The sequence below is a fragment of the Streptomyces sp. NPDC000941 genome (assembly GCF_053599555.1).
In genome coordinates this window covers 1-25086 of record NZ_JBSFMM010000061.1, presented here as the reverse complement: position 1 = coordinate 25086, position 25086 = coordinate 1, and the positions used below count along the sequence as shown (strand labels likewise).

The 25086-nt window shown below is 70.0% G+C and carries 20 protein-coding genes; 11 read left to right on the top strand and 9 right to left on the bottom strand.

The window, feature by feature from the left end; translation table 11 throughout:
* Nucleotide 1 precedes the first annotated feature (1 nt).
* Complete coding sequence (locus tag ACWDSL_RS21030; RefSeq protein WP_450487494.1) at nt 2-1633, top strand: cytochrome P450; 1632 nt, start codon at nt 2-4, stop codon at nt 1631-1633.
* The gene (locus tag ACWDSL_RS21025) at nt 1630-3378 is read left to right on the top strand and encodes an acyl-CoA dehydrogenase family protein (protein WP_450487492.1); all 1749 of its coding nucleotides are present in this window, start codon (nt 1630-1632) and stop codon (nt 3376-3378) included. Before ACWDSL_RS21030 ends, ACWDSL_RS21025 begins: the two co-directional genes overlap by 4 nt.
* An 18-nt stretch (nt 3379-3396) precedes the next feature.
* Here ACWDSL_RS21025 and ACWDSL_RS21020 read toward each other — a convergent pair whose 3' ends face one another.
* The gene (locus tag ACWDSL_RS21020) at nt 3397-4746 is read right to left on the bottom strand and encodes a helix-turn-helix domain-containing protein (protein WP_450487490.1); all 1350 of its coding nucleotides are present in this window, start codon (nt 4744-4746) and stop codon (nt 3397-3399) included.
* A gap of 426 nt (nt 4747-5172) precedes the next feature.
* Here ACWDSL_RS21020 and ACWDSL_RS21015 point away from each other — a divergent pair, with 426 nt between their 5' ends.
* From ACWDSL_RS21015 to ACWDSL_RS21000, 4 genes are read left to right on the top strand one after another with little or no spacing between them, the layout of a single operon-like run.
* Nucleotides 5173-6573, top strand: a complete 1401-nt coding sequence (locus ACWDSL_RS21015) for an MFS transporter (protein WP_450487488.1) — start codon at nt 5173-5175, stop codon at nt 6571-6573.
* Between the two features lie 30 nt (nt 6574-6603).
* A complete protein-coding gene (locus tag ACWDSL_RS21010) occupies nt 6604-7632 on the top strand; it encodes a 3-oxoacyl-ACP synthase III family protein (RefSeq protein ID WP_450487486.1) in 1029 nt (342 codons plus the stop codon).
* A gap of 30 nt (nt 7633-7662) precedes the next feature.
* Nucleotides 7663-7977 (top strand): acyl carrier protein, encoded by a 315-nt coding sequence (locus ACWDSL_RS21005; protein WP_450487484.1) that lies wholly within the window; start codon nt 7663-7665, stop codon nt 7975-7977.
* Nucleotides 7974-9491 carry an AMP-binding protein gene (locus ACWDSL_RS21000; protein ID WP_450487482.1) on the top strand — a complete coding sequence of 506 codons (1518 nt, stop codon included), beginning with the start codon at nt 7974-7976 and terminating at the stop codon, nt 9489-9491. Before ACWDSL_RS21005 ends, ACWDSL_RS21000 begins: the two co-directional genes overlap by 4 nt.
* On the opposite strand, the gene ACWDSL_RS20995 is transcribed toward ACWDSL_RS21000, so the two are convergent.
* From ACWDSL_RS20995 to ACWDSL_RS20985, 3 genes are read right to left on the bottom strand one after another with little or no spacing between them, the layout of a single operon-like run.
* Nucleotides 9463-10416, bottom strand: coding sequence for an HAAS signaling domain-containing protein (locus tag ACWDSL_RS20995; protein ID WP_450487480.1), 954 nt, complete (start codon nt 10414-10416; stop codon nt 9463-9465). The two genes, ACWDSL_RS21000 and ACWDSL_RS20995, sit on opposite strands and share 29 nt — an antisense overlap.
* On the bottom strand, nt 10413-10751 hold the full coding sequence (locus tag ACWDSL_RS20990; RefSeq protein WP_450487478.1) for a PadR family transcriptional regulator: 339 nt from the start codon (nt 10749-10751) through the stop codon (nt 10413-10415). The genes ACWDSL_RS20995 and ACWDSL_RS20990 overlap by 4 nt, the downstream gene beginning before the upstream one ends.
* Nucleotides 10752-10784: 33 nt before the next feature.
* On the bottom strand, nt 10785-13076 hold the full coding sequence (locus ACWDSL_RS20985; RefSeq protein ID WP_450487476.1) for a DUF4118 domain-containing protein: 2292 nt from the start codon (nt 13074-13076) through the stop codon (nt 10785-10787).
* A 316-nt stretch (nt 13077-13392) separates the two neighbouring features.
* Here ACWDSL_RS20985 and ACWDSL_RS20980 point away from each other — a divergent pair, with 316 nt between their 5' ends.
* Genes ACWDSL_RS20980 through kdpC form a run of 5 tightly spaced genes read left to right on the top strand, consistent with a single transcriptional unit; the run spans nt 13393 to nt 18073 of the window.
* Entirely contained in the window at nt 13393-13575 is a 183-nt protein-coding gene (locus ACWDSL_RS20980) for a hypothetical protein (RefSeq protein ID WP_450487474.1), read from the top strand.
* Nucleotides 13572-13664: a K(+)-transporting ATPase subunit F gene (kdpF, locus tag ACWDSL_RS20975; RefSeq protein ID WP_014181833.1), complete on the top strand. Its 93-nt coding sequence runs from the start codon at nt 13572-13574 to the stop codon at nt 13662-13664. Before ACWDSL_RS20980 ends, kdpF begins: the two co-directional genes overlap by 4 nt.
* Nucleotides 13661-15325 (top strand): potassium-transporting ATPase subunit KdpA, encoded by a 1665-nt coding sequence (gene kdpA, locus ACWDSL_RS20970; protein ID WP_450487472.1) that lies wholly within the window; start codon nt 13661-13663, stop codon nt 15323-15325. Before kdpF ends, kdpA begins: the two co-directional genes overlap by 4 nt.
* Nucleotides 15325-17442: a potassium-transporting ATPase subunit KdpB gene (kdpB, locus tag ACWDSL_RS20965; RefSeq protein WP_450487470.1), complete on the top strand. Its 2118-nt coding sequence runs from the start codon at nt 15325-15327 to the stop codon at nt 17440-17442. The genes kdpA and kdpB overlap by 1 nt, the downstream gene beginning before the upstream one ends.
* A 43-nt stretch (nt 17443-17485) precedes the next feature.
* Entirely contained in the window at nt 17486-18073 is a 588-nt protein-coding gene (kdpC, locus tag ACWDSL_RS20960) for a potassium-transporting ATPase subunit KdpC (RefSeq protein ID WP_450487468.1), read from the top strand.
* Nucleotides 18074-18107: 34 nt separating this feature from the next.
* Here kdpC and ACWDSL_RS20955 read toward each other — a convergent pair whose 3' ends face one another.
* From ACWDSL_RS20955 to ACWDSL_RS20935, 5 genes are all read right to left on the bottom strand, one after another.
* The gene (locus ACWDSL_RS20955; protein ID WP_450487466.1) at nt 18108-20093 is read right to left on the bottom strand and encodes an amino acid transporter; all 1986 of its coding nucleotides are present in this window, start codon (nt 20091-20093) and stop codon (nt 18108-18110) included.
* A gap of 157 nt (nt 20094-20250) precedes the next feature.
* On the bottom strand, nt 20251-21174 hold the full coding sequence (locus tag ACWDSL_RS20950; RefSeq protein WP_089510814.1) for a carbohydrate ABC transporter permease: 924 nt from the start codon (nt 21172-21174) through the stop codon (nt 20251-20253).
* Entirely contained in the window at nt 21171-22196 is a 1026-nt protein-coding gene (locus ACWDSL_RS20945) for a carbohydrate ABC transporter permease (RefSeq protein ID WP_450487464.1), read from the bottom strand. Before ACWDSL_RS20945 ends, ACWDSL_RS20950 begins: the two co-directional genes overlap by 4 nt.
* Complete coding sequence (locus ACWDSL_RS20940; RefSeq protein ID WP_450487462.1) at nt 22189-23523, bottom strand: ABC transporter substrate-binding protein; 1335 nt, start codon at nt 23521-23523, stop codon at nt 22189-22191. Before ACWDSL_RS20940 ends, ACWDSL_RS20945 begins: the two co-directional genes overlap by 8 nt.
* A 231-nt stretch (nt 23524-23754) precedes the next feature.
* Nucleotides 23755-24762 (bottom strand): hydroxyacid dehydrogenase, encoded by a 1008-nt coding sequence (locus ACWDSL_RS20935; RefSeq protein WP_450487460.1) that lies wholly within the window; start codon nt 24760-24762, stop codon nt 23755-23757.
* Nucleotides 24763-25086: the final 324 nt, after the last annotated feature.

The following is a 25086-nucleotide window of genomic DNA, read 5'->3' as shown; positions in this document are numbered from 1 at the left end:
CATGGACACCCGCCGGGCTCTCGCCCCACAACCGCTCGACCAGCTGGATCTCGCCGACCCCCTGCTGCACGCCCACCACGACCTGGGGCCGCTGTGGCGCCGGCTGCGCGCCGAGGCCCCCGTGCACTGGCAGCCCGAGACCGCGCGCGGCCCCGGGTTCTGGGCGGTGAGCGGCTACGCCGATGTGGTCTCGGTGCTCAACGACAGCGAGACCTTCACCTCCGAACGCGGCAATGTGCTGGACACCCTGCTGGCGGGCGGCGATTCGGCGGCCGGGCAGATGCTCGCCGTCACCGACGGCAGACCGCATCAGGCGCTGCGCAGCGCCCTGCTGAAGCCGTTCTCGCCGCGCTCCCTCGAGGTGGTGGTCGACAGCGTCAGGCGCGGTACGCACGCGCTGGTCGAGGAGGCGGTGGAGCGGGGCGAGGTGGACTTCGCCGCCGATGTGGCCGCGCATATCCCGCTCGCCGCCATCTGCGATCTGCTCGGCGTCCCGGCCGCCGAGCGGCAGCACATCATCGACCTCACCTCCGGCGCGCTGTCCTCGGCGGACGGCGCGCCCACCGAGGAGGCCACCTGGGCGTCCCGGAACGGCCTGTTGCTCTACTTCTCGGAGCTGGCCGCACAGCGCCGCGCCAAACCGTACGACGACGTGGTCAGCCTGCTGGTGACCAAGGAGATCGACGGCCGGCCGCTGACCCACGAGGAGATCGTCTTCAACTGCTACAGCATCATCATGGGTGGCCATGAGACGACCCGTTTCTCGATGGTCGGCGGCCTGCGGGCGCTGATGGAGCACGAGGACCAGTGGCAGGCCCTCAAGTCCGGCCGGGTCGCCACCGCCTCGGCCGTCGAGGAGGTGCTGCGCTGGACCACCCCGGCCCTGCACAGCGGCCGGACCGCGACCCGGGACGTCCTCCTCGACGACCGGTTCGTCGAGGCGGGGGACATCGTGGTCACCTGGCTGGCCTCCGCCAACCGCGACGAGCGGGTCTTCGAGCGGCCGGACGAGTTCGACCTGTCCCGCACCCCCAACAAACACCTGTCGTTCGCGCACGGCGCGCACTTCTGCCTCGGTGCCTTCCTGGCCCGCGCCGAGCTGACGGCCCTGCTGGAGAGCTTGCGGGAGCTGGTCGACAAGGCCGAGCCCGCGGGCGAGCCGCGGTATGTGTACTCCAACTTCCTGAGCGGCATGTCGGCACTGCCGGTGTCCCTCACGCCGAGTTGCCGTGTGCTTGCCGGGCCAGTTGCCTGGGAGGGGCCCCCGGCTGGGCTTACCGTCGGAAACATGACTCACACTCCTGCCGCCGTCGGCGCCGAAGCCGTCTCCGCCGTGGTGTGCGGCATGGTCCGGCTGGTCGCCCCGCGCAAACTCGACGAGATCGAGCTCGACCACCGGCTCGTCGGCGATCTCGGCTTCCACTCCCTCGTACTCGCGGAACTCGGCTACAACCTGGAGGATCTGTACGGCCTCCGGGCGCTGACCCCGGAGGAGACCATGAAACTGGAGCGCGTCAAGGACGTGGTCGAGTTCGTCTCCACCGAAGTGGCGAGCGGCCGGGCGCAGCTTCCCGACGAGGAGGAGCTGTCCGACCTCTTCGCCCGCTACGGCGCCGACGCCCCCACGGCATGACCGGCGAGGTGTCCGACCGCCCCTCCTACGCGTTGGCCGCGGACTTCGAGCGGGTGCTCGGCGACCCGGCGGCGAGCGGCGGTCCGTTCAGCCATGCGGAGACGGTCGAGCACGAGGAGCTGGGCGCGCTGCCCCCCGGCGCGGTGGACCTGGTCCGGTCCTGGGGGTTCAGCCGGTATCTGGTGCCCGAGCACTTCGGCGGCGGGCTGCGCAACCTGGAGCAGCTGGTCCTGCTGACCCGGGCGCTCTCGCGCCGCAATCTGACCGTCGCGGTGATGTTCGGCTCGGCGCTGCTCGGCGTCAACCCGGTGTGGCTGTGGGGCGACGAGGAGCAGCGGGCCCTGGTGGCCCGGGGTGTTCTCGACGGGGATCTGGCGTGTTTCGCGGTGTCCGAACCGGACCACGGCAGCGATCTGGGGACGAACGAGACGACGGCGTCGCCGGACGGTGACGGATATGTCCTCACCGGGGAGAAGTGGCCGGTTGGCAACGCCACCCGGGGCCGCTTCCTCAGCGTCTACGCGGCCGTCGAAAACACCGGACCCTCCCTGCTGCTGGTCGACAAGCGGCAACTTACTGCCGGGAGTTGGGACAACCACCCCTTCGTCCGGACGGTGGGCCTGCGCGGCCACGATCTGAGCGGGATCACCTTCCGGGACACCGAGGTGCCGGCCGGCGCGCTGCTCGGCCGCCCCGGCGCGGGCCTGGCCCAGATCCTTCAGGTGCTGCAGATCACCCGCACCGCCATCGGCGCGCTGTCGCTCGGCACCATGGACTCGGTGCTGCGCATCGCGCTGCGCCACGCGCGCGAGCGGGTGCTGTACGGGCAGGAGATCTACCGCATCCCCGTCATCCGGCGGCACTTGGTGCACGCGCATCTCGACCTGCTGATCGCCGAGTGCACCACGCTGCCGGTGGCACGCGCGCTCTCGGTCGCCCCGTCCCGGCTCAGCCTGTGGTCCTCCGTGGTCAAGTACCTCGTACCGACGCTGGGCGAGGAGGTCGTACAGGAGTCCGCCCGGGTCCTGGGGGCGCGTGGCTATCTGCGCGAGGGCGTGGCCTCCGGTGTCTTCCAGAAGCTCCAGCGCGACCACGCCATCGCGAGCGTCTTCGAGGGCACCACCCATGTCAACCTCCATGGCATCGCCTCGCAGCTGCCCACCGTGGCCCAGGTGGCCGACCGTCCCGCGCCCGGCCAGGACGGGGTGCTGCGGCAGCTCTTCGACTGGTCCCATGAGGCCCCGGTGTGGCATCCCTCGGGCCGGGCGCTGCGGCTGACCAACGCCACCGAGGACGAGATCACCCGGGGGTGGGGCCCGGCGGTGGCCGAGGCGCGCCTGATCGCGGAGCGCGAGCTGCCGGTGTCCGAGGCCGATGTGCTGCTGAAGGTCCTTGACGCGCTGTCGGCCCGCCGGGCGGCCTTCTATACGCGGATCGCCGCCGAGTCGCCGGCCGCGGCGACGACCGAGGGACAGGACCGGGCCGCGGAGCACTGCGTCCACCACGCGGCCGCCTCATGTCTGTACACCTGGCTGTACTCCTTCGCGGGGGAGCGGGCCTCGGCCGGGGGTACGGGATGGCTGGTCCTCGTACTGCAACGGCTGCTCGCCCGGCTCGACCCCACGGCCGGTCTTGAGGAGAGTCTGCTGCCCTGGCTGGAGGAGCTGATGTTCGGCTGCCTCGACGGCCCGGAGTACTTCTCGCTCCGGGCCGTCAAGGCAGCCGCCGGAACGGCGGAAGGCTGAGCGGGGGCCGGCCGCCGTTCAGGCGGCGGTGTTCTGGGAGTGGCGGGCCAACTGCGTCACGACATGCCGCACCAGGGCATGGATGCGATAGGTGTACTGCCGCTCCCGGTGGGTCTGGACCAGCGAGGCGTCCGCGAGCTCGGCCAGCAGATGGGCCACCCGCACCATCTCGGGGCGGCGGCTCGGCTGGGCGGTCAGCACATCGTCGAGCGAGAAGCCGTCGGGCAGGGCGACCAGGTCGTGCAGCAGTTCACGGTGTGGCGCGGGGAGCAGATCGTAGCTCCATCGCACGCTGTCGGACAGTGTGCGATGCGCGCTCAGGCCCCCCGTATCGGCCTGGCCGAGCAGATGGAAGAGCGTGTCTTCCTGGAGGAGAGAGGTCAGCGGGAGCGATCGGAGCCGCTGTGCGGCGATCTCGATGGCCAGCGGCACCCCGTCCAGGAGTTGGCACAACGTGGTGACCAGCGGGAGGTGATGGGCGAGATCCAAGGTCGGCAGGGCGGCCTGCACCCGGCGCAGCAGGAGCTCCACCGCGCTCGGCACGGGCATGTCACGGCCCTTGGGGCCGTCCACGCGCAGCGGTTCGACCTCCCAGGTCTCGGCCGCGCTGGCGGCCAGGGCACGGCGTGAGGTCACCAGCAGATGGAGCCCGGGATGCTCGTCGAGCAACTGCCGCGCGGCGCGGGCCGTCTGCTGCGCGACATGTTCGGCGCCGTCGAGCACCAGCAGCCGTCGGCCGCCGCGCGCGCCCGCGAGAGAATGTCCGGTTACGCCGGTGAACTCCCGTGTGACGCGCGTCAACTCGGCACGTGCGTGTGCCGGGTCGAGATGTTCGGGCGGGCAGTCGCGCAACTCGACGACGGCGACTCCACCGCGGAACAGCGGGCGCAGCCGCGACGCCGCCGCGAGGGCCAGCCGTGTTTTGCCCACCCCGCCAGGACCGGTGAGGACGATCAGCCGACTGCGCTGGGCGGAGGCCAGAACGTGGCGCATATCGAGCTGTCTGCCCACTAACGGATCGCCGAGCGGCCGGGGGCCGTGCCACGGCGAGGGCTCCGACGAGCGGACGCGGTACGCCTCCGGGCGCTGCTCGGGCAGCGCCGCCATGTCGTCCGCACCCCAGGGCGCCGTTTCCGGTGGCGCCGCGGGCGCCGCACCCAAGGCGCTGAGCAGCAAAGCCACCGAGGTTCTGCGCGGATTGGTGTTGGAGCCCGTCTCCAGATTACGGATCGTCCGCACGCTCACTCCGGAGCGCTCGGAGAGCTCTTCTTGAGTCCAGCCGGAGATTCGGCGCTGGCTCAGCAGAAAGTCGCGCAACTGATGAATGTCGGTCCCGTCGAACGACATGAATTCATTTGGAATCACCATGGAGTGAGTCCCCCTTGCTTCCCCGCTTGTGCATGCTCCAGAACCCGAAAAGTCATGTGCACGCAATGACAATGTCCCCGTAGAACAGCAAGAAGACCGAGGTGTGACGGTGTGGCAAGAACCGGACCCTACTCGACAACTCGGCCGAGTGGGAGTGGTAGTCTTGACATGAAAGCGCCAAGTGTCCACTAGTTGACAACTCCGCCAATGCGGCCCGAAGTGGACATCCCGACATTACGCGCTCTTGAAACATTCTTTCTTTGTCACCCGACCGCTCCGCTCGGTGAGCGGCAAATCTCCCCGTGAATTGCCGGTGCACTGCCTGGCCCGGGTCAACGCGCATCGACCAGCATGCTGCGCGGGATCCACGCGGGGCCCGGAGCCCCAACGGGCGAGACGGCGAAGGAACAGGGGGGGGCGCAGTCAATGGCGCGGTCACGTCCCGAAGAGTCCGGGGAGTCCGGGAAGTCTGAGGAGTCCGAGGAGTCCGAGGAGACACAGGGCGCTCAAGGGAAGCGACCGTCGCTCTGGCGCAACCGCGACTACCTGTACTGGTGGTCAGGAAACGGTCTGTCCACCCTGGGCACCAGCGTCTCCACGCTCGCCTTCCCGCTGCTCATGCTCTACGCCACCGGGTCCGCGACCCAGGCCGGCACCATCACCGTGCTGCATATGCTCGGCAAACTCGGCACCCTCGCGGTGGGCGGAGCGCTCGCGGACCGCGTGTCACGCCGCGCCATCCTGTGCCTGGTCCCCCTGGTCGAGGCGGTGTCGATGGCCGCCGTCGCCCTGCTCGTGTACCGGGGGGACCCGCCGGTCCTGGGGCTCGACGCGCTGGCGCTGGTCAGCGGGTTGGCCGCCGGGCTGAAGGTCGGCGTCTCGACGCCGGTGCTGCGCCGGATCGTCCCCAAGGAGCAGATCGCCACCGCGACGGCGCAGGGCATGGGCCGCGACATGGTCGTACAGCTCGTCGGCGCCCCCCTCGGCGGGCTGCTGTACTCGATGGCCCGCTGGATCCCGTTCCTCTTCGACGCCGTCTCCTTCGTCTTCATCACCCTGAGCTCGCTGTTCATCCGCCGCCCCCTCGGCCCGGACCGGCACACCGACGGCGAGCGGACTGGCCTGGCCGAGGACATGAGGGACGGTCTGCGGCTGATCAGACGCAGCGACTATCTCGTGTTCACCCTCGCGTGGGGAGCCCTGCTCAACACCGTGGCGCAAGGGCTCACCCTGCTGTTCGTCGTGCTGGTGCGGCACCGCGGCGGCGGGCCGACCGAGGTCGGCGTCGCGACCTCGCTCGCGGTCGTCGGCGGTGTCATCGGGGCCGTCGCCGGACCGTGGCTGATGCGCAGACTGGGCGCGCGCCGGGTGCTGCTGTTCTCCGCCTGGGTGTTCGTGGCCTCCTTCGCCGTGGTGGCGCTGGTGCCCGAGCCGTGGCAGATCGGCCTGGTCCTGATGGCCGGCATGATCAGCATGGTGCCGATGAACGTCGTCATCGAGTCGTACGAGGTCCGGCTGGTCCCGGACGCGTATCTCGGCAGAGTGGCCGCGACCAGCCAGTTCTTCTTCCAGGCACTGCAGTGGATCGGCCCGCTGGCGGCCGGTGTCCTCGCCGACGCCCTGGGGGTGGAGGCGGCCGTGCTGATCCTGGCCGTGGCCATGGCCCTGCTGGCGCTCGCCCTGCACACCGCCCGGCGCCAACTGAGCGTCCTGGACATCCCGCTGGCCGAGGTGGTCGAACTTCCGGCCCCGCCCCCGGCGGCCGGCCGTCCGTCCGAAACCGAACCCGTTCCCCCGCACGCCGGGGGCTCGACCCTGAAGCGGTGAACACCCACCGTGGGAGCGAAGGGACAACACGTGGCCATTTCAGTGGAGATGGGCATCGTCGCGACGGGCACGTCCTTCGGTGAACAGCGCGGTGTGGCCGAGACGGCCGGTGCGTATGTGCCCGACCCCGAGGCCGTCGGCGCCCTGGGGTACCGGACCTACCACCGGGTGGCCGACGGTGTCACCGCCACCGACCTCGCCGCCGAGGCGGCCCGCGAGGCGCTGGCGAACGCGGAACTCGACATCGTCGACATCGACCTGATCGTCGTCGGCCACTCCGATGTCCCCGAGTATCCGGGCTGGGACTCCTCGGCGGCCGTGGCCCGGGCGCTGGGCGCGTACGGCACCCCCACCGTGCTGTGCACGCAGGTGTGCGCCGCCTGGTCGGTGGCGCTGGACCACGCGGCCGGTGCGATGGCGCTCTCGGCCGACACCGAGACCGTACTGGTGGTCCTGGTCAACGCGGCCAGTGAGGCGCACACCAACAGGATGGACTTCAACGGGGCCATCGCCAGCGACGGCGCCGTCGCCGCCGTGCTGCGGCGCGGACACCCACGCCTGCGCCGGCTCTCCTCCGCCCATTTCACCAACCCCGAGTACGCGGACTTCTTCCGCATCGAGTTCGGCGGTTCCGCCGCTCCCGTACCGCCCGTGGGCCGCGCCAATCTGCACGCGGACCCGATGGTCGGCATCTTCCGCCACTTCGACCGCGACCCCGGGCGTTTCCAGGCGTTCATGAAGGAGATCAGCGGGCGGATCGCGGACGTGGTCGACCAGGCCCTCTCGCGCGCCGGCAAGGACCGGACCCAACTGGCCCGGCTCATCTACCTCAACGACAACCAGCAGGCGATCCGCGAGGCCGCCGACGCCGTCGGCCTGCCCATCGAGCGCACCAACGCCGAACTCGCCCGCGAACTGGGCCATATGGGCGCCGCCGACCAGCTGATCTGTCTGCGGCGCCATATCGAGGACGGCGAGGTGGCGCCGGGGGATCTCGTGGCACTGGTGGGCGTCGCAGCGCCGGGCATGCACTGGTTCTGCACGCTCATCGAGGTGTGAGGACGCCAGGAATCAGCGGAAGGAAACAACATGTCCCCCCAGCCCCACACCGCACCGCCGGCCACTCCCGTCGTCTCCGAGGACGACATCGCGGCCTTCGTCGTCGAGCGGTTTCTGCCCGGCGTCGACGCGGCCGAACTCGACGCGGAGTACGACCTGCTGGCCACCGCCGTGATCGACAGCCTCGGTGTGCTGCGGATCGCCGAATGGCTGGCGGACCGCCATCGCATCGTCGTCCCCGACACTGAGCTGACCAGCAGAAACTTCCGTTCGGTGAGCACCATCCGGACCACGGCCGAACGCGCGGCGGCCGGAGCGGGGCCGGCCGGAGAGGGACACGTATGACCGACACGTTCGTCACGAGGTTCGCCCGGCACGCGGCCACCCGGCCCGCCGCGCCCGCGCTCATCTGGGAGGACCGCGCGATCGGCTACGCCGAGCTGTACGCCATGGCCTGCCGGGCCCGCGCCCAGGTGGAGACCGCGGCCCCGGACGCCTCCCGCCCGGTGGGCCTGCGGATGCGTAAATCCCCCGGGGCGGTGGCCCTGGTGCTGGGCGCCCTGATGGCCGGGCGCCGCATTCTGCTGCCGTCCCATGAACTGCCCGACGCACCGGCCAAGGAGCTGTACGAGCAGGCGGGATGCGGTGTCGTCCTCGGCCTGGCCGCCGGCGTGCTGATCGACCGGGTGGTGGACCCGTACACGGTGTCCGGGAGCGCCGGAGGGCCGCCGCCGACACCGGTCGCTGACGACGCCATCGGCTTTATGCTCACCACCTCCGGCTCGACCGGCCTCCCGAAGATCGTCCCGCTGTCGTTCGGGGCGGTCACCCGGTTCACCGCATGGGGTGCCGAGACCTTCGGGATCACGCCGGGCACGGCCGTACTCAACTACGCGCCGCTCAACTTCGATCTGTGTCTGCTGGATGTCTGGACCACCCTCGCGTACGGCGGCACCGTCGTCCTGGTCGACCCCGACCGGGGCGCTTCAGCCGGCTATCTGCGCGATCTGGTCGTCGACCACCGCGTCTCGCTCATCCAGGGCGTGCCGCTGCTGTTCCAACTGCTCGTGGACGCGGCGGCCGGCGAAGAGTCACCGGCCGGGCCCGAACACCTCGTCTTCGCCGGTGACAGCATGCCCGCACGGGTGCTGGCCGGGCTCTTCACGGTCTTCCCCAAGGCCCGCTGGTACAACAACTACGGCTGCACCGAGACGAACAACAGCTTTCTCCACGAGGTGGACCGCACCCACCCGGTCCGCACCCCGCTGCCGATCGGCCGCCCGCTGCCGGGTGTCAGCTGGCTGATCGTCGGCGGGAACGGGCGCGCGCTGACCGGCCCCGGACAGGGCGAGCTGCTGGTCAACACGCCCTTCCAGACGACCGGTTACGCGAATGTGCCGAGCGAGGAGAAGTTCGGCCCGCATCCGGACGGCGTCCCCGGCGTCTTCTACTACCACAGCGGCGATATCGCCACCCGGCATGAGGACGGCTCCCTCAGCATCCTCGGGCGCACCGATTTCATGGTGAAGGTCCGGGGCTTCCAGGTGAGCACCCAGCAGGTCGAGGGCATCCTGCTGGACCACCCGGCGGTCGTCGAGGCCGCCGTCGTCGCGATCCCCGACCCGGTGGCCGGACACCGGCTGCACGCCCGGCTGCGCCTCGCCGAGCCGGGCTCGGTGGGGGTGCTGGCCCTGCGGCAGTACTGCGCGGAGCGCACGGTGCGGGCGGCCATTCCCGGCGTGATCGAGACGGTGGCGGACCCGCTGCCCAGGACCTCCACCGGCAAGATCGACCGGAACCGGATCAGGGAGTCCCTGGCCGGGGCGAGCGTCACCCACGCGCCGCGCGGAAGCTCTTGAACACCGCGCTCACGCCCAGGGCGAGCACGATGAGCGCCGTGCCGGCATAGGCTTGGTCCGTTGACGACCACAGGGTCTCGGCGTCATCGAGGAAGTCCGGGTTGAAGACGGACTTTTCGTTGAACACCCAGGCCAGCGGAAGCACGAACATCGCCTGGGCCACGGCGTTCCCAGCGGCCAGGGGGACGGTCCAGCCGCGCGCGGCCACCCGGGCCAGCTGGACCACCACAAGCCCCGCGAGCCCGGCGAGCATCGGCCAGGCCCAGCCCGACCACAGGTGCGGATCCAGCACCTCGATCCGCTTGCCGTCGCCGCCCGCGCCGTCCACCCGGTAGGGCTCGGCGGTGTGCTGCCAGATGATCAGCCCGAACAGCAGCCCGTACCACACCGCCGCCGCGCAGGCCGCCACGCCGCCCTTGTCCGGCTGCCGGACCTCGGGCAGGTCGTCGGGTGTCCAAGTGGCGGCATCGACCACGCCCTTGCGGTGCCGGACCCGCTCCATCACGCCGAACACCACGGTGAGCACGGCGATCATCTGGCAGCCGAGCGTGAACAACGTGTCGATGCCGGTGCCTATGGCCGAGCCGAGGTTGTCGTCGTCCAGCACGTCCAGTACGACGAGTCCGAAGGTGACCGCCGGCAGTAACGTGCACAGCAGGGTGACGAGCAGTCGGATATACGTCGGATAGAGGTCGGGGCCGATCAACGCGAGCGGCCGCTCCGTATAACGAGCGGCGTACCGGACCGGATCGCCCAGCTCGCTCAGCACCTCGCGCTCCGCCACCCGCGGATCGGGCGAGCCGCGCCCCTCGACGGTGTCGGCGATGGTGGTGCGCAGCTCCTCGGCGATATCGTCCCGCTGCTCGGCCGGGAGCCGCCGGACCACCTCGTGCACATATCGCTCAGTGAGCACGCTCGTACTCATCCGTTCTCCTTGGTAAGTCGTGAAATCGAGGAGACAAGGTCCTGCCACTCGCGCACCAGACCGGTGCGGACCCGGGAGCCGTCGGGGCTGACCTGGTAGAACTTCCGTGGCCTGGACTCGTCGGTGTTCCACTCGCTGGTCAGCAGGCCCTGCTTCTCCAGCCGGCGCAGCAGGGGGTACAAGGTGTTGCCGTCGACGGTAACCCCCGCGTCGTTCAGCGTCTCCAGGAGCGCATAGCCGTAACTCGGCTTCCGGAGCAGCGCCAGACAGGCCAGTACGACCGTCCCGCGGCGAAGCTCCTGAGCCTGGGCAAGGGTCAGTTCTTCTACGGACACGCGTCACACGATACTGTGCGGCACACACTAATGTCACCCGTCGGGGTCGGGGTGATGTGCGTCGGGGTGATATGCCACGGTCGGGAGCGTGATCGTCACCGAGGCCGCCCCGCCGCCGGTGGTGTGTTCCACGGTGCCGCCCATGGCCTCGGTGAGGTCGCGGGACAGCCGCAGCGACGGGCTCTCGCGCTCGCCGTTTGCCGCCGCGCCGGTGGTGTCGCCCGCGATCCGGACCGTCAGCCGGTCCGGCAGCGCCTCGGCCGTGAGGGTCGGCGGGGCGTCGGGCGGGCTGTGGCGCAGGGCGTCGGCCACCAGCGTGGCCAGCACCCGGGCGAGGAGGGCGGCGTCGGCGATGACATCGGGCAGCCGCTCCGGAAGTCGCAGCGAGATGGAGTGGCCGCCGGGGCCGAGGTCGTCGAGGGCCGCGGTCAGCGCCTCGTCCAGGTCGACCGGGCGCAGATAGAGCGCTCCGGCGCGCGGTCGTACCTGCTCGTCGAGGTCCGTCCCCGCGCCGCGCCGGGCGAGTCCGCCCCGGGTGTGGGCGACGCCGATCTGCGCGGCACACGCGGTGAGGATGCGGCGGTCGTCGCCGCTGAGGCCCCGGCCGCGGGCGGCCAGGGTGAGACGGTCGTCGATGGGCGCCTCCACATCCGCGTCGTACGGTCGCTCGGGTGGCCGGACACCGGTGCTGGCGACGACGTACCAGCGGGGTTCCGGGCCGTGGCCCGTATCGCGTTCCAGCAGGCTGACCGCGGTGAGGGAGAAGTTCTCCCGCACCTGCTCCAGCAGGGTCGGCAGGGGCTCCCCGCGCATCATGGCTGCCGCCATCCGGCTCAGCGCCCGGGCCTCGGACGTCGCGCGGACGGCCTGGTGCGTATGGCGGGCGGCCGTCCCCGCCACGGTGCCCACCAGCCACGCGGCGGCGAGGAACACGACCAGCCCGACGACGTCGACGCCCCGTTCGACCTTGAAGGAGTGCGGCGGCGGGGTGAAGTAGTAGTCGGCGAGCAGACCCGCCGCGACCGCGGTGAGCAGCGCGGGGAGACGTCCGCCGACGAGCCCGGCCAGCACGACGGCGAGCATGTAGAGCACCAGGGCGCCGGACAGGCCGACGCCGGTGCGCAGCTCGGTGAGCACGAGCGTCAGCAGGGGCAGCAGCAGCGCGGCTCCCACCAGCGCGGACCAGTACCGCACCGGTCCGGTGCCGCCGTGGCCGGGCCGGGGCAGCCGGGGCGCGGCGGCGCCCGCCGCCGCCTCATGGGTGACGATATGGACGTCGATGGGGCCCGAGTCATGGATGGTCCGCTGTCCCACACCCGCGTGCAGCAGCAAGGAGAACCTGCCGCGCCGACTGGCGCCGAGCACGACCTGGGTGATGTTCTCGGCCTCCGCGAACTGCAGCAGCGCCTCGGGGATGTCCTCGCCGGTCATCTGGTGGTAGCTGCCGCCCATCGACTCCACCAGCGAGCGCTGCCCGGACAGCGCGGCCGGGTCGCCCCGCGCGAGCCCGTCGCCGGGCACGACATGGAGGGCCAGCAGCTCACTGCCAGGCGTACGGGCGGTGATCCGGGCGGCGCGGCGGATCAGCGTCTCGCCCTCCGGGCCGCCGGTCAGGCCCACCAGAATGCGCTCCCGGGTCTCCCACGGGGCAGTGATGCCGTGTTCGGCGCGATAGCGCTGCAGACCCTCCTCCACCCGGTCGGCAAGCCACAGCAGGGCCAGCTCGCGCAGCGCGGTGAGGTTGCCGACGCGGAAGTAGTGGGTCAGGGCCGCCTCGATACGGTCCGGGGGATAGACGTCGCCATGCACAAGGCGTCGGCGCAGCGTCTCGGGCAGCAGATCCACCAGCTCGATCTGGTCGGCGCGGCGCGCCACCTCGTCGGGCAGCGTCTCGTGCTGGGTGACACCGGTGATCTGGCGTACGACGTCGTTCAGGGACTCCAGGTGCTGGACGTTGAGCGTGGTGACCACGTCGATGCCCGCCTCCAGCAGCTCCTCGACGTCCTGCCACCGCTTGGCGTTGCGCGACCCCGGCACATTGGTGTGCGCCAACTCGTCGACCAGCGCGATCTGCGGGCGGCGGGCCAGCACCGCGTCGAGGTCCAGCTCCGTGAAGGACACTCCGCGGTGGACCAGGGTGTGGCGGGGGATGCTCTCAAGGCCCTCCGCCAGCGCCGCGGTCGGGCGCCGCCCGTGCGGTTCGACCAGGCCGATGACCACCTCGGTGCCCAGGGAGCGCAGGCGCTGGCCCTCTTGGAGCATGGCGTACGTCTTGCCGACCCCGGGGGCCGCCCCGAGGTAGATCCGCAACCGTCCACGGGCCATCGGCGGACTCCTGTCCAATGTGGAGGCGCGGCGCGACACGCTCACGCGCTCCGCACTTCCATGGTGCGCTCGCGAAAACCGCCCGGCCGCCGCTCGCCGGCCCGGGCGCCACCAGCCAAGCCGCCGGCGCCGTCGTCGCGCACGCGCTGCGCCGCGACACCGACGCGGTCATCTGCCGACTGCGCTTCCGGCCGCCGGCGGCGGGCTGAGGGGCGCGCGCGTCACGGCACACTCACTCGATCGGTCCGATTTGCGGCAAGACACGCCGACGTCCCAGGACCAGGGGGCACCGGCGCGCTAACAAGGGGCGTCGGCGGTGGCATCCGGCGCTTGGGCGAGGGCGCCGGTCACCGCCGACAACCGCCCACCCCGCCGGGGGAGCGGTCCCCTCACGACCTTTCGGGGTGCTGCCCAAATGCCGGATCTGCTGTTCATCGCGGTCACCGTCGTGGTGTTCGCCGTCATCGGCCTGGTGGCGAAGGGGGCCGGGCGGCTTTGAGCGTCGACAACGTCGTCGGGCTCGTCGTGGCCGTGGCCCTCCTCGGCTATCTCGTGCTGGCCCTGATCTTCCCGGAGAAGTTCTCGTGACCGGCGCCCTCGCGGGCTGGCTGCAGATCCTCGCGCTGGTGGCCGCGCTGGCCCTGTCGTACCGGCCGCTGGGCGACCACCTCGCCCACACCCTGACCACCTCCCGGCATCTCGCCGCCGAGCGGCTGGTCTACCGGCTCGGCGGCGTGGACGGCGACGCCGACCAGGGGTGGCCCGCCTATCTGCGCGGGGTGCTCGCGTTCTCCGCGGTGTCCGTCCTCTTCCTGTACGGATTCCTGCGGCTGCAGAACCATCTGCTGCTCTCGCTCGGCAGCCGGCCGATGCCCGCGGACCAGGCGTTCAACACCGCGGTGTCCTTCGCCACCAACACCAACTGGCAGTCGTACTCGGGCGAGTCGACGCTGGGCCATCTGGTGCAGATGGCCGGGCTCGCGGTGCAGAACTTCGTCTCCGCGGCCGTGGGCATCGCCGTCGTCGCGGCCCTGATCCGCGGTTTCACCCGGGAGCGCACCGAGCAGGTCGGCAACTTCTGGGTGGACCTCACCCGGATCGTGCTGCGGGTGCTGCTGCCCATCGCCTTCGTCTTCGCGATCGTGCTGGTCGCGGGCGGGGTGATCCAGAACCTCCATGGCGTCGAGTCGATCCGGACCGTTGCCGGGGGCCATCAGAACCTCATCGGAGGCCCGGTCGCCTCACAGGAGGCGATCAAGGAGCTGGGCACCAATGGCGGAGGCTTCTACAACGCCAACTCCGCCCACCCCTTCGAGAACCCCAACCCCTTCACCAACTGGCTGGAGATCTACCTCCTGCTGGTGATCTCGTTCTCCCTGCCGCGCACCTTCGGGCGGATGGTCGGGGACCACCGCCAGGGCTATGCGATCGTCACGGTCATGGCCGTGATCTGGGCCGCCTCGATCGCCGTCGTGACCGTGGACGAGCTCCACAGCGTCAGCAGCCAGGCGGGCCATGCGGCGGGCGGAATGATGGAGGGCAAGGAGCAGCGCTTCGGCATCTGGGCCTCGGCCCTGTTCGCCGCGTCCACCACGCTCACCTCAACCGGCGCCGTCAACTCGGCATATGACTCCTACACGCCGTTCGGCGGCGGGATGACGATCTTCAACATGATGCTGGGCGAGATCGCGCCCGGCGGCACCGGCTCCGGCCTCTACGGAATCCTCATCCTGGCGATCATCGCGGTCTTCGTGGCCGGGCTGATGGTCGGCCGCACCCCCGAGTACCTGGGCAAGAAGCTCGGCAGCCGGGAGATCAAGTTCGCGTCCCTGTACATCCTGACCACACCGGCGATCGTGCTGGTGGGCGCGGGCCTGGCCATGGCGTTGCCCGGCCAGCGGGCCGCCATGCTGAACCACGGGCCGCACGGCTTCTCCGAGGTGCTGTACGCCTTCACCTCGGCCGCCAACAACAACGGCTCCGCCTTCGCCGGGCTTGGCGCGAACACCGCCTGGTACAACACCGCACTCGGCCTGGTCATGCTGTTCGGCCGCTATCTGCCCATGGTGTTCGTGCTGGCGCTGGCCGGGTCGCTGGCGCGGCAGCAGCCGGTGCCGGTCACGGCAGGCACCCTGCCCACCCATCGGCCGCAGTTCGTCGGGCTGCTGACCGGCGTGGTCCTGATCGTCGTCGGTCTCACCTACTTCCCCGCACTCTCCCTGGGCCCGCTCGCGGAAGGTCTTCAGTGATGTCACCGGTGATGTCCCCGTCCACCGCCGAAGTTACGGCGCACCGGGTCTCGGGCGGTCTGCTTGACCCCCGACAGCTCTTCACCTCCCTGCCCGACGCGGTCGGAAAGCTCGACCCCCGGACCATGGTCAGGAACCCGGTGATGTTCGTCGTGGAGGTCGGGGCGGTCCTCACCACCCTCTCGGCCATCAAGAACCCGAGCGTCTTCGCCTGGGTGATCACCGTATGGCTCTGGCTGACCGCGGTCTTCGCCAACCTGTCCGAGGCCGTGGCCGAGGGCCGCGGCAAGGCCCAGGCGGAGACCCTGCGGCGGACCAAGACCGCCACGGTCGCCCGCCGGCTCACCGGCTGGCGGCCGGGTGCGAAAACCGCCAACGGGGCCACCGGCGACGCGGTGGGCGAGGAGTCGGTGCCCGCGGCCGACCTCCGGCTGGGCGACCATGTGGTCGTCGAGGCGGGGCAGACCATCCCGGGCGACGGCGATGTCGTCGAGGGCGTGGCCTCGGTCGACGAGTCCGCGATCACGGGCGAGTCGGCCCCGGTCATCCGCGAGTCCGGAGGCGACCGGTCCGCGGTGACCGGCGGCACCAAGGTGCTGTCCGACCGGATCGTCGTCAAGATCACCTCCAAGCCGGGGGAGACCTTCATCGACCGCATGATCGCCCTGGTGGAGGGCGCCGCGCGGCAGAAGACACCGAACGAGATCGCGCTGAACATCCTGCTCGCCTCGCTCACGATCATCTTTCTGCTCGCGGTCGTCACCCTCCAGCCGTTCGCCGTCTACGCGCACGCCGAGCAGACCATCGTCGTCCTGGTCGCCCTCGTGGTCGCGCTCATCCCGACCACCATCGGCGCCCTGCTGTCCGCGATCGGCATCGCCGGGATGGACCGGCTCGTCCAGCGCAATGTGCTCGCGATGTCCGGCCGGGCCGTCGAGGCCGCGGGCGACGTCAACACCCTGCTGCTGGACAAGACCGGCACCATCACCTTCGGCAACCGCCAGGCCGCCGAGTTCCTGCCGGTCGACGGGACGGACGTCGACGACCTCGCGGACGCGGCCCAGCTCTCCTCGCTCGCCGACGAGACGCCCGAGGGCCGTTCGGTGGTCGTCCTCGCCAAGGAGCGGTACGGACTGCGCGCCCGCGACGAGGGCGAGCTGGCCCGCGCCGAATACCTGCCCTTCACCGCCCAGACCCGGATGAGCGGCGTGAACGTCGAAGGCCGACAGGTCCGCAAGGGCGCCGCCGCGGCGGTCACCGCCTGGGTGAACGAACACGGCGGACGGCCCGGCGACGAGGTCCAGGGCGTCGTGGACCGGATCTCCGCATCGGGCGGCACCCCGCTCGTGGTCGCCGAGCGTACGGAGGGGACCGCCCGGGTCCTGGGCGTCATCCACCTCAAGGACGTCGTCAAACACGGTATGCGGGAGCGGTTCGAGGAGCTGCGCCGGATGGGCATCCGCACCGTCATGATCACGGGTGACAACCCGCTGACCGCCCGGGCGATCGCCGACGAGGCGGGGGTCGACGACTTCCTCGCCGAGGCCACGCCCGAGGACAAGATGGCGCTCATCAGGACAGAACAGGCGGGCGGCAAGCTGGTCGCGATGACCGGCGACGGGACCAACGACGCCCCGGCGCTCGCCCAGGCGGACGTGGGCGTGGCCATGAACACCGGCACCTCGGCCGCCAAGGAGGCCGGGAACATGGTGGACCTGGACTCCAACCCGACCAAGCTGATCGAGATCGTCGAGATCGGCAAACAGCTGCTGATCACCCGTGGTGCGCTGACCACCTTCTCGATCGCCAACGACGTGGCCAAGTACTTCGCGATCATCCCCGCGATGTTCGCCGCGGTCTACCCCGGCCTGGACAAACTCAACGTCATGCGGTTGCACAGCCCCACCTCGGCCATCGCCTCGGCGATCGTCTTCAACGCACTGATCATCGTCGCGCTGATCCCGCTCGCGCTGCGCGGAGTGCGCTACCGGCCGTCCTCGGCGGCGTCCCTGCTGAGCCGCAACATCCGGGTCTACGGCCTGGGCGGGCTCGTCCTGCCCTTCCTCGGCATCAAGCTGATCGACCTGATCGTCCAGTTCATCCCGGGACTGCGCTGACCCCGACACAGGCTGACCACCGACACAGGAAGAAGGCGACCCCATGCCTGGCCCCCTTCCCCGCACGGTCCGCCGCCACCTGTCCGCCCTGCGGCTGCTGCTCGTGTTCACCGCGGTGACCGGCATCCTCTACCCCCTCGCCGTCACCGGCGTGGCGCAGCTGGCGTTCCGGGACCAGGCGGACGGCTCGCGGATCGAACGCCGCGGCAGGACCGTCGGCTCCAGCCTGATCGGCCAGAACACCGGCCCCGGCCCCCAGTGGTTCCGGCCCCGCCCCTCCGCCGGCGGATACGACCCGCTGGCCTCCGGCGCGTCCAACCTGGGGCCGAACAACCCGGACCTGGTCAAGACGGTCGAGCAGCGGCGCGCAGCCGTCGCCGCGTACGACAGGGTCGACCCCGAGGACGTACCGGTCGACGCCGTCACCGCGTCCGGCTCCGGCCTCGACCCGCATATCTCGCCGACGTACGCCTATCAGCAGGTCAACCGCGTCGCCAAGGCCCGCGGTCTGGGGCCCGCGACGGTACGCCGACTCGTCGCCGCACACGTCCAGGGCCGGGTCCTCGGCTTTCTCGGCGAGAAGCGGGTGAACGTCGTCGAGCTCAACGCCGCGCTGGCCGGTGACAGGTGACGTCGAGCGGCCACCCCGGAGGCCCGGTGACGGCTCAGCCGACGTGTACGTGGGGGCGGCGGGTCCGGTCGGGCTCGGCCTCGCGCAGCACCTCGCGGGTGACCGGGGCGACCTCGCCCTGGCCGAACAGGAAGAACCGCAGGAACTGGGCGAAAGGGCTGCCTTCGGTCCACTCGAAGTAGATATGCGGCCGGCACCCGGTCAGGTCCCGTACATGCAGCAGCAGCGCGGCCAGCGAGTTGGGGATGCTGGAGCCGTCGAGGGTGAGCACCCGGTAGCGCCCGTGCAGCACCTCGCCCCGGACGCGCAGCGCGGACTCGAAGTCGGAGGGGTCGCGGACGGTGACCTCGACGAAGACGAAGTCCTCGTCGACGGGGACGTCGTTGTCCGCCCGGATCTGCTGGATCTTGTCGCGGTACTCGGCCGCGTCGCGGCTGTCGGGCTCATTGGCGATGAACCGCATCCGGCGGGTGGCGGTGTCACGGACGAACCGCTCGGCCATGGGGTCCAGGTCCACCTCGGTGACGCGCAGCTCGAAGGCGCGGGCCAGCCGGGACAGCAGGGAGACGGCCATGATGCCCGCGATGAAACAGGCGCCGATCTTCACACCGTCGGGCCGCTCCACGACATTGACCGCGGTCGTGTACCCGAAGACGGCGGAGATGACGCCGAAGCCGATGGTCCAGCCGCGCTGCCCGGCGCGCCGGGCAGCGATGGTGACGGCGATCGCGGCGGAGGTCATCAGGACCAGCACCCCGGTGGCGTAGGCGCCGCCCTGGGCGTCGACGTCGGCGTCGAAGATCCAGGTGACCAGGAAGGCGACCAGGATGAAGACGATGACCATGGGGCGTACGGCGCGGGCCCAGTGGGGTGCCATGCCGTAGCGGGGCAGGTAGCGGGGCATGAGGTTGAGCAGCCCGGCCATGGCCGAGGCGCCGGCGAACCACAGGATGCCGATGGTCGCGGCGTCGTAGACGCTGCCGAACCCGGAGCCCAGGTACTCATGCGCCAGGAAGGCGAGCGCGCGGCCGTTGGCCTGGCCGCCGTCCTTGAACTCGTCCTGGGGGATGAGGAGGGTGGTGATGAAGCTGCTGGCGATCAGGAAGACGCTCATGATCACCGCGGCGGTGGTGAGCAGCTTCCTGGTGTCCCGGATCCGCCCCACCGGCCGCTCCTCGGTGTCACCGGGGCCGCCGTCGACATGGGGCATGACGGCCACGCCGGTCTCGAAACCGGACAGACCGAGCGCCAGCTTGGGGAACACCACCAGCGCCAGGCCGACCATGACGAGCGGATTGCCGTGTTCGGCGGTGAGCGCCTGGGACCAGTCGGTGATCACATGCGAGGCGGTGGCCACATGCCACAGGCCGACCAGCATCACCACCGCGTTGAGCACCAGATAGATGCCTACCAGGACCACCGCTACCCCGATGGCCTCCGTGAAGCCCTTGAGGAAGACCGCGCCCAGCAGGGCGACCAGGCCCAGCGTGATGACGACCTCATGGCCGTGCAGGGTGCTGGTGAAATGCGGGTTCTCGACCAGGTGGGTGGAGGCGTCGGCCGCGGAGAGGGTGATGGTGATCAGAAAGTCGGTGGCGGCGAACCCCAGCAGCGTCAGGACGAACAGCTTGCCCTTCCAGAAGGTCAGCAGCCGCTCCAGCATGGCGATGGACCCCTCGCCGTGCGGGCTCTCCTGCGCGACCCGCCGGTAGACCGGCAGCGCGCCGGCCAGGGTGACGGCCACCAGCACCAGGGTGGCGATGGGGGACAGCAGCCCGGCGGCCAGGGCGGCGATACCGGGCTGATAGCCGAGGGTGGAGAAGTAGTCCACACCGGTCAGGCACATCACCCGCCACCATCGCTGAGCGGGGTGGCCCCCGGAGCCCTCGGAGCCCTCGGAGCCCTCGGTCTGCGCGCCCGGCTTTTTGCCCATATCGGACAGGCCCTTGAGCATCCAGGCGCGCAAACGACTCTCACCCGGCCCCTCCGGAGGGGCTTCCACTGGGGTGGAAGTGGTCATCGTGGACTCCTGTCGCTTCCCAAAACCGAACACACCGCCGAGAGGGCGGCCAGATCAGGGTAGACGTGCCCCTCTCCGGCACCCCACGGCGGTGTGGTCGGGCCCGGCGTGTCGCGCCCGCTTCACGGCGGGCGCTGCGCGCACGGTGTGCGCGGCGTCACTTGAGGCTGCCGAGCGTGATGCCCGACCGCCAGAAGCGCTGCAAGGAGATCATCAGGATCACCATGGGCAGCAGCGAGACGATCGAGCCGACGACGACCATGCCGGTCAGATCGGTGGAGGTGTCCATCTTGACCTTGAGCCAGGAGTAGAGGCCCAGCATCACGGTCCACTTCTCCTGGCTGCGCAGGAAGATCAGCGGTCCGAAGAAGTTGTTCCAGCTGGCGACGAAGCCGAGCAGAAAGATGGTGGCGGCCCCGGTCGACATCAGACGGACACCGATCTGGAAGAAGATGCGGTACTCGCCCGCACCGTCGATCCGCGCGGCCTCCAGCAGTTCGGGCGGGATGGCCCCCTCCGCGTACACCTTCGCCAGATAGACGGAGAAGGCGTTGAAGAAGCCGGGCAGGATGATCGCGTAGGGCGTGTCGATCAGCTGGAGGTCGCTGTAGAGGAGGAACGAGGGGATGGTGAGCAGCGCGCTGGGCACCAGGAACGAGCCGATGATGCAGCCCATCAGCACGCCCCGGCCGCGGAACTCGTACATCGCGAGCCCATAGCCGCAGGCGACGCAGATCAGTGTCATCCCGGCGGTGCCGACGACCCCGTAGTAGACGGTGTTCCACATCCACCGGATGAAGATGCCGTCCTGGTAGGTGAACAGCTGGTGGAGGTTGTCGCCGAGGTGGATCCGGGAGAACCACAGGCCGTCGGAGGTGTACAGATCGTTCTGGCTCTTGGTGGCGGCCACCAGCAGCCACCACACCGGGGCCAGCGAGTAGATGACGAAGAACGCCAGACCGGTGATGACCAGGACCTTGGTGCGCGTACCGTGCCGGACCGCACCGGGCGCGGTGCGGCGGCGTACGGCGCGCCGCTTGGCGGACGCGGATGCGGGCGCGGGCTGGAGTGTCGCTGTCATACGGGGGCCTTGTTGGTGAGTTTGTAGAAGACGGCGGACGCGGCGCCGACCACCAGGGCGAGGATGATGGACAGCGCGGCGGCGTAGTTGAACTCGCCCTGCTGGAACGCCCAGTCGTAGATCGCCATGATCGGGGTGAAGTCGCGGGTCACGGTCTCCGGGGTCATGGTCCGGAACAGCATCGGATCGCTGAAGATCTGCAGGGTGCCGATGATGCTGAGCACGGTGATCAGCACCAGGGACCGGCGCACCAGCGGCACCTTGATCGACCAGGCGATGCGCCACTCGGAGGCGCCGTCCACGCGGGCGCTGTCGAAGATCTCGCGCGGTACGGCCTGCAGCGCCGAGTAGACGATGAGCATGTTGAAGCCGACGCCGCTCCAGGCCAGCAGATTGCCGAGCGAGATCCAGATCATCTCGCCGCTGTAGAAGTTCGCGTCGATCCCGAAGAGGGCGAGAAACGGCGTCAGCGGCCCCACGACCGGGCTGTAGATATAGATCCAGATCAGAATGGCGACAATGCCCGGAATCATGTACGGGATGAGCAGCGGCACCCGGAAGCGGGCGGCCAGGCGGTGGCTCAGCGCATCGAGCAGCAGCGCCATCATCAGGCTGAGCAGCATGATGGTGGGGATGGCGACCGCGGCGAAGAGCGCCACCCGCAGCATCGCGGCCCAGAAGTGGGCGTCCTCCAGGCCTCGCGCGAAGTTGTCGAACCCGGTGAATTCGACGGTCTTCTCACCGAATCCGAGCCCGGAGCTCTTCTTGGAGTAAAGGCTCTCGCGCAGCGCGAGGAGGACGGGGGCCAGAGTGAAGAGGGCGAAGCCGATGAAGAAGGGGGCGGTGAAGGACGCCCCCTTCAGCGCCATCATCCGGCGCCACGGCAGCCGTGGCGCCGCCGCGCCGGGCGTACCCGGCCCGCTTGGCGCGGGCCGAGAGCCCGTGGCCTTGGCCTCGGCCCTCGACGTCTCAGCCCTCGACGTGTCGGGCTTGGACGTGTCGGCCATCGACGTGTCAGCCATCGACGTTGATGTTCTTCCGCTTGAGGTCGGCGACCGTCCACTTCTGCATATGCTCCAGCGCCGCCTTCATGGTGGTCTTCTTCGCGGTGACCTTCGCCCACTGGTCCTGGAGCTCGGCGAACATGCCGGTGTAGTTGGGTCCCGCCACCCAGTTGTCCCGGCCCGCCTTGACGGACTTGAGGATCACGCCGCGCGCCTCGGACTTCCTGGTGCCGAAGAGCTTCTCCGGCACCGCCGAGTCGACCCACGGGGAGGGGTCGGGGATCGCGCCCGGCCAGGTGTACTGCTTGGTGTCCTTCTGGTACGAGGCGTTGGTCGAGTCCTTCGAGGTGTTCAGCCACACCGCGGCCTCGACCGCCTCCTTCGCATGGTCGCAGCCCTTGGGCACGATCAGACCGCTGGTCGGCGAGTGCATCGGGGTGACGAACTCGGTGGCGTCCTTGAACTGCGGCCGGTCCACCGGTTCCCAGTCGCCCAGCGACTTCTTGTACTCGCGCTCGTAGTTCTGCAACTGCCAGGTGGAGGTGGGCAGGGACACCATCTTCCCGGAGTCGAAGTAGTTGATGAGCGCGGGCCGGTCCGTATACGTCTGATGGGCCACCAGGTCGTTGTCGACCAGTTGCTGGATGACATCGGCGGCCTTGAGCGACTCGGGAGACAGGAAGTCAATCTTCCACTTGTCTCCGTCGATCTTGTACCAGGAGCCCCCGGCCTGCTGCACCAGCTCGATGAGGGTGCTCGGGTCTTCCCCCGCCAGATTCATGACGTAGATGCCGTGCTTCTTGAACTCCTTGCCCGCGGCGATCACATCGTCCCAGGTCTTGGGCGTCTTGACGCCGTACTTGTCGTACACCTTGCGGTTGATCATCATGAACGGGGGCGTGGCGCCGCCCGGGACCGCGTAGTACTTGTCCACTGCCCGCGCGGAGGGCAGCGCCGACTCGGCGAACAGGCCCTTCTTCAGATACGGCGTGAGCTCGTCCGTCACGTCCTGGGCCAGCCCCTCGGAGGCCAGGGACGGCGCCTCGCCGAAGTTCTGGACCAGGCACGGGACGTGCTTCTGGGCGGCGACCGCGTTGCGCAGATTCTGCTGGGTGCCGGGGTTGTCGGCCTGCTTCACAAACTTGAGCTTGATGTTCTTGTGCGTCGCGTTGAACTTGGCGACCACCGGGTCGACGTTCTTGGCCTCGAGCCAGTTCCAGTACTCGATGGTGACCGGGCCCTCGGCCTTCCCGGTCGAGCCGTCATCACTGCCGCCGCAGCCGGTCAGGACGACGGAGAGCACCACCGCCGCACAGGTGGCCACTCTGACCCGCTTGCTGTTCATGGGTTCCTCCCGGGGAGCCGGTGTTTCAGACCATAGAAATCGGTCTCTATGGAAGCTAGAGGTGGGGGTTCAACTGGACAAGATGTCGTGCGCGGAAATTTTCGGACCGCGGTAAATTCGCTGCTCATGGTCGGTGGTACGAACCGGTAGCTCGGAGTCCGGCGCGATTTCGGATAGAGATCGATTGCTAGGGGGCGGGGCGGGGGCGGGCGCCGGCCGGGGCCGCCTGGCTCACGCGGCGCGTTCCAGTTCCGTGTGATCCACCTGATGGGACAGCGGCACCCCGGCCAGCAGCCGCTCCAACTCGCCCACCGCGGACAGGCCGAGCCGGCGTACCTCGTTGCCCTGCGACCCCGCCAGGTGCGGGGTGATGAAGACGCCCGGCGATTCGAAGAGTGGGGAGTCTGTGGGCAGCGGCTCCGGCTCCGTGACGTCGAGGACGGCGCTGAGCCGCGCGGTGCGCACCTCTTCGGTCAGCGCGTCGTGGTCCACCAGGCTGCCACGTGCGGTGTTGATCAGTACCGCCCGGTCCGGCATCAGCGCGAGCTCACGGCGGCCGATCAGGTGGTGGGTCTCGGGGGTCGCGGGGGCGTGGATCGAGACGATGTCGCTGCGCTGGAGCAGTGCGTCCAGCGACAGCAACTGGACGCCGAGCGCGGCCGCCTCGGCCTCGCCGACGTACGGATCGGCGAGGAACACCTCGAAGTCCAGCGGGCGCAGCAGCTCGATGACGCGCCGTCCGATCCGCGAGGCGCCGACGATGCCGACGCGCCGCCCGAAGTTGCCGATGCCGGGGATGATCTCGGCGAGGGGGAAGGTGCGCAGCGAGCGGTAGCGCTCGCGGGCGGCGAAGAGGTCCTTGCCCGCCAGGATGATCATGCCGAGGGTGTACTCGGCGACCGGTAGCGCGTTGGCGTCCGCGGCGGACGAGACGACCAGCCCGCGCTTCCACCAGCCGGGGGCCATGATGCCCTTGACCGAGCCCGCGGCGTGCAGCACGGCGCGCAGCTTGGGCGCGGCGTCGAGCACCGCCGCGTCGATCAACGGGCAGCCCCACCCGGTCAGCAGGATCTCGGCCCGGCCGAGGGCGCTCCGCACCCGGGGATCCCGGAAATCCTCGGCGATCAGCGACGGATCGACCTCCACGGAGGCCCGCAGCCGGTCCAGTACCTCGGGCGGGTAGACGCTGGGCAGGGTCTTCGTACTCATGGCGAACAACGCCAGTGGGCGCTCGGGCAAGGCATGGCCTCCGGCTCGGGGGATGTCGTAGCAACCGGTCTCTATAGCAACCGGTCTCTACGGTATGGCCGCGCTCGCGAGAGGGTCAATGGAGCGGGAGCGAACGGCTGAGCCGGGGGATGCGACCGGTTGCCTAGAACGGATGTGCGTGGAGAGGGAGGCCGGACATGGCAAAGGGCCCGGCGTCGGCGGTGTGCCGACGCCGGGCGGGCGGGCCCGCCCCAGGCGGCCGGTGGCGTCCCCGCGGCCCGGGTGTGGTGGGCCGCGGCGAGATCGGGAGAGCGGGGGGTTGGGGGAGAGTGTGCAGAAACAAGTGTCGGTCTC

Excerpts from the sequence above, each read along its gene's own strand:
- ACWDSL_RS21030 (WP_450487494.1), top strand. The coding sequence starts at position 2 with ATGGACACCCGCCGGGCTCTCGCCCCACAACCGCTCGACCAGCTGGAT.
- ACWDSL_RS21025 (WP_450487492.1), top strand. The coding sequence starts at position 1,630 with ATGACCGGCGAGGTGTCCGACCGCCCCTCCTACGCGTTGGCCGCGGAC.
- ACWDSL_RS21020 (WP_450487490.1), bottom strand. The coding sequence starts at position 4,746 with ATGGTGATTCCAAATGAATTCATGTCGTTCGACGGGACCGACATTCAT.
- ACWDSL_RS21015 (WP_450487488.1), top strand. The coding sequence starts at position 5,173 with ATGGCGCGGTCACGTCCCGAAGAGTCCGGGGAGTCCGGGAAGTCTGAG.
- ACWDSL_RS21005 (WP_450487484.1), top strand. The coding sequence starts at position 7,663 with ATGTCCCCCCAGCCCCACACCGCACCGCCGGCCACTCCCGTCGTCTCC.
- ACWDSL_RS21000 (WP_450487482.1), top strand. The coding sequence starts at position 7,974 with ATGACCGACACGTTCGTCACGAGGTTCGCCCGGCACGCGGCCACCCGG.
- ACWDSL_RS20995 (WP_450487480.1), bottom strand. The coding sequence starts at position 10,416 with ATGAGTACGAGCGTGCTCACTGAGCGATATGTGCACGAGGTGGTCCGG.
- ACWDSL_RS20985 (WP_450487476.1), bottom strand. The coding sequence starts at position 13,076 with ATGGCCCGTGGACGGTTGCGGATCTACCTCGGGGCGGCCCCCGGGGTC.
- kdpB (WP_450487470.1), top strand. The coding sequence starts at position 15,325 with ATGTCACCGGTGATGTCCCCGTCCACCGCCGAAGTTACGGCGCACCGG.
- kdpC (WP_450487468.1), top strand. The coding sequence starts at position 17,486 with ATGCCTGGCCCCCTTCCCCGCACGGTCCGCCGCCACCTGTCCGCCCTG.
- ACWDSL_RS20955 (WP_450487466.1), bottom strand. The coding sequence starts at position 20,093 with ATGACCACTTCCACCCCAGTGGAAGCCCCTCCGGAGGGGCCGGGTGAG.
- ACWDSL_RS20950 (WP_089510814.1), bottom strand. The coding sequence starts at position 21,174 with ATGACAGCGACACTCCAGCCCGCGCCCGCATCCGCGTCCGCCAAGCGG.
- ACWDSL_RS20945 (WP_450487464.1), bottom strand. The coding sequence starts at position 22,196 with ATGGCTGACACGTCGATGGCCGACACGTCCAAGCCCGACACGTCGAGG.
- ACWDSL_RS20940 (WP_450487462.1), bottom strand. The coding sequence starts at position 23,523 with ATGAACAGCAAGCGGGTCAGAGTGGCCACCTGTGCGGCGGTGGTGCTC.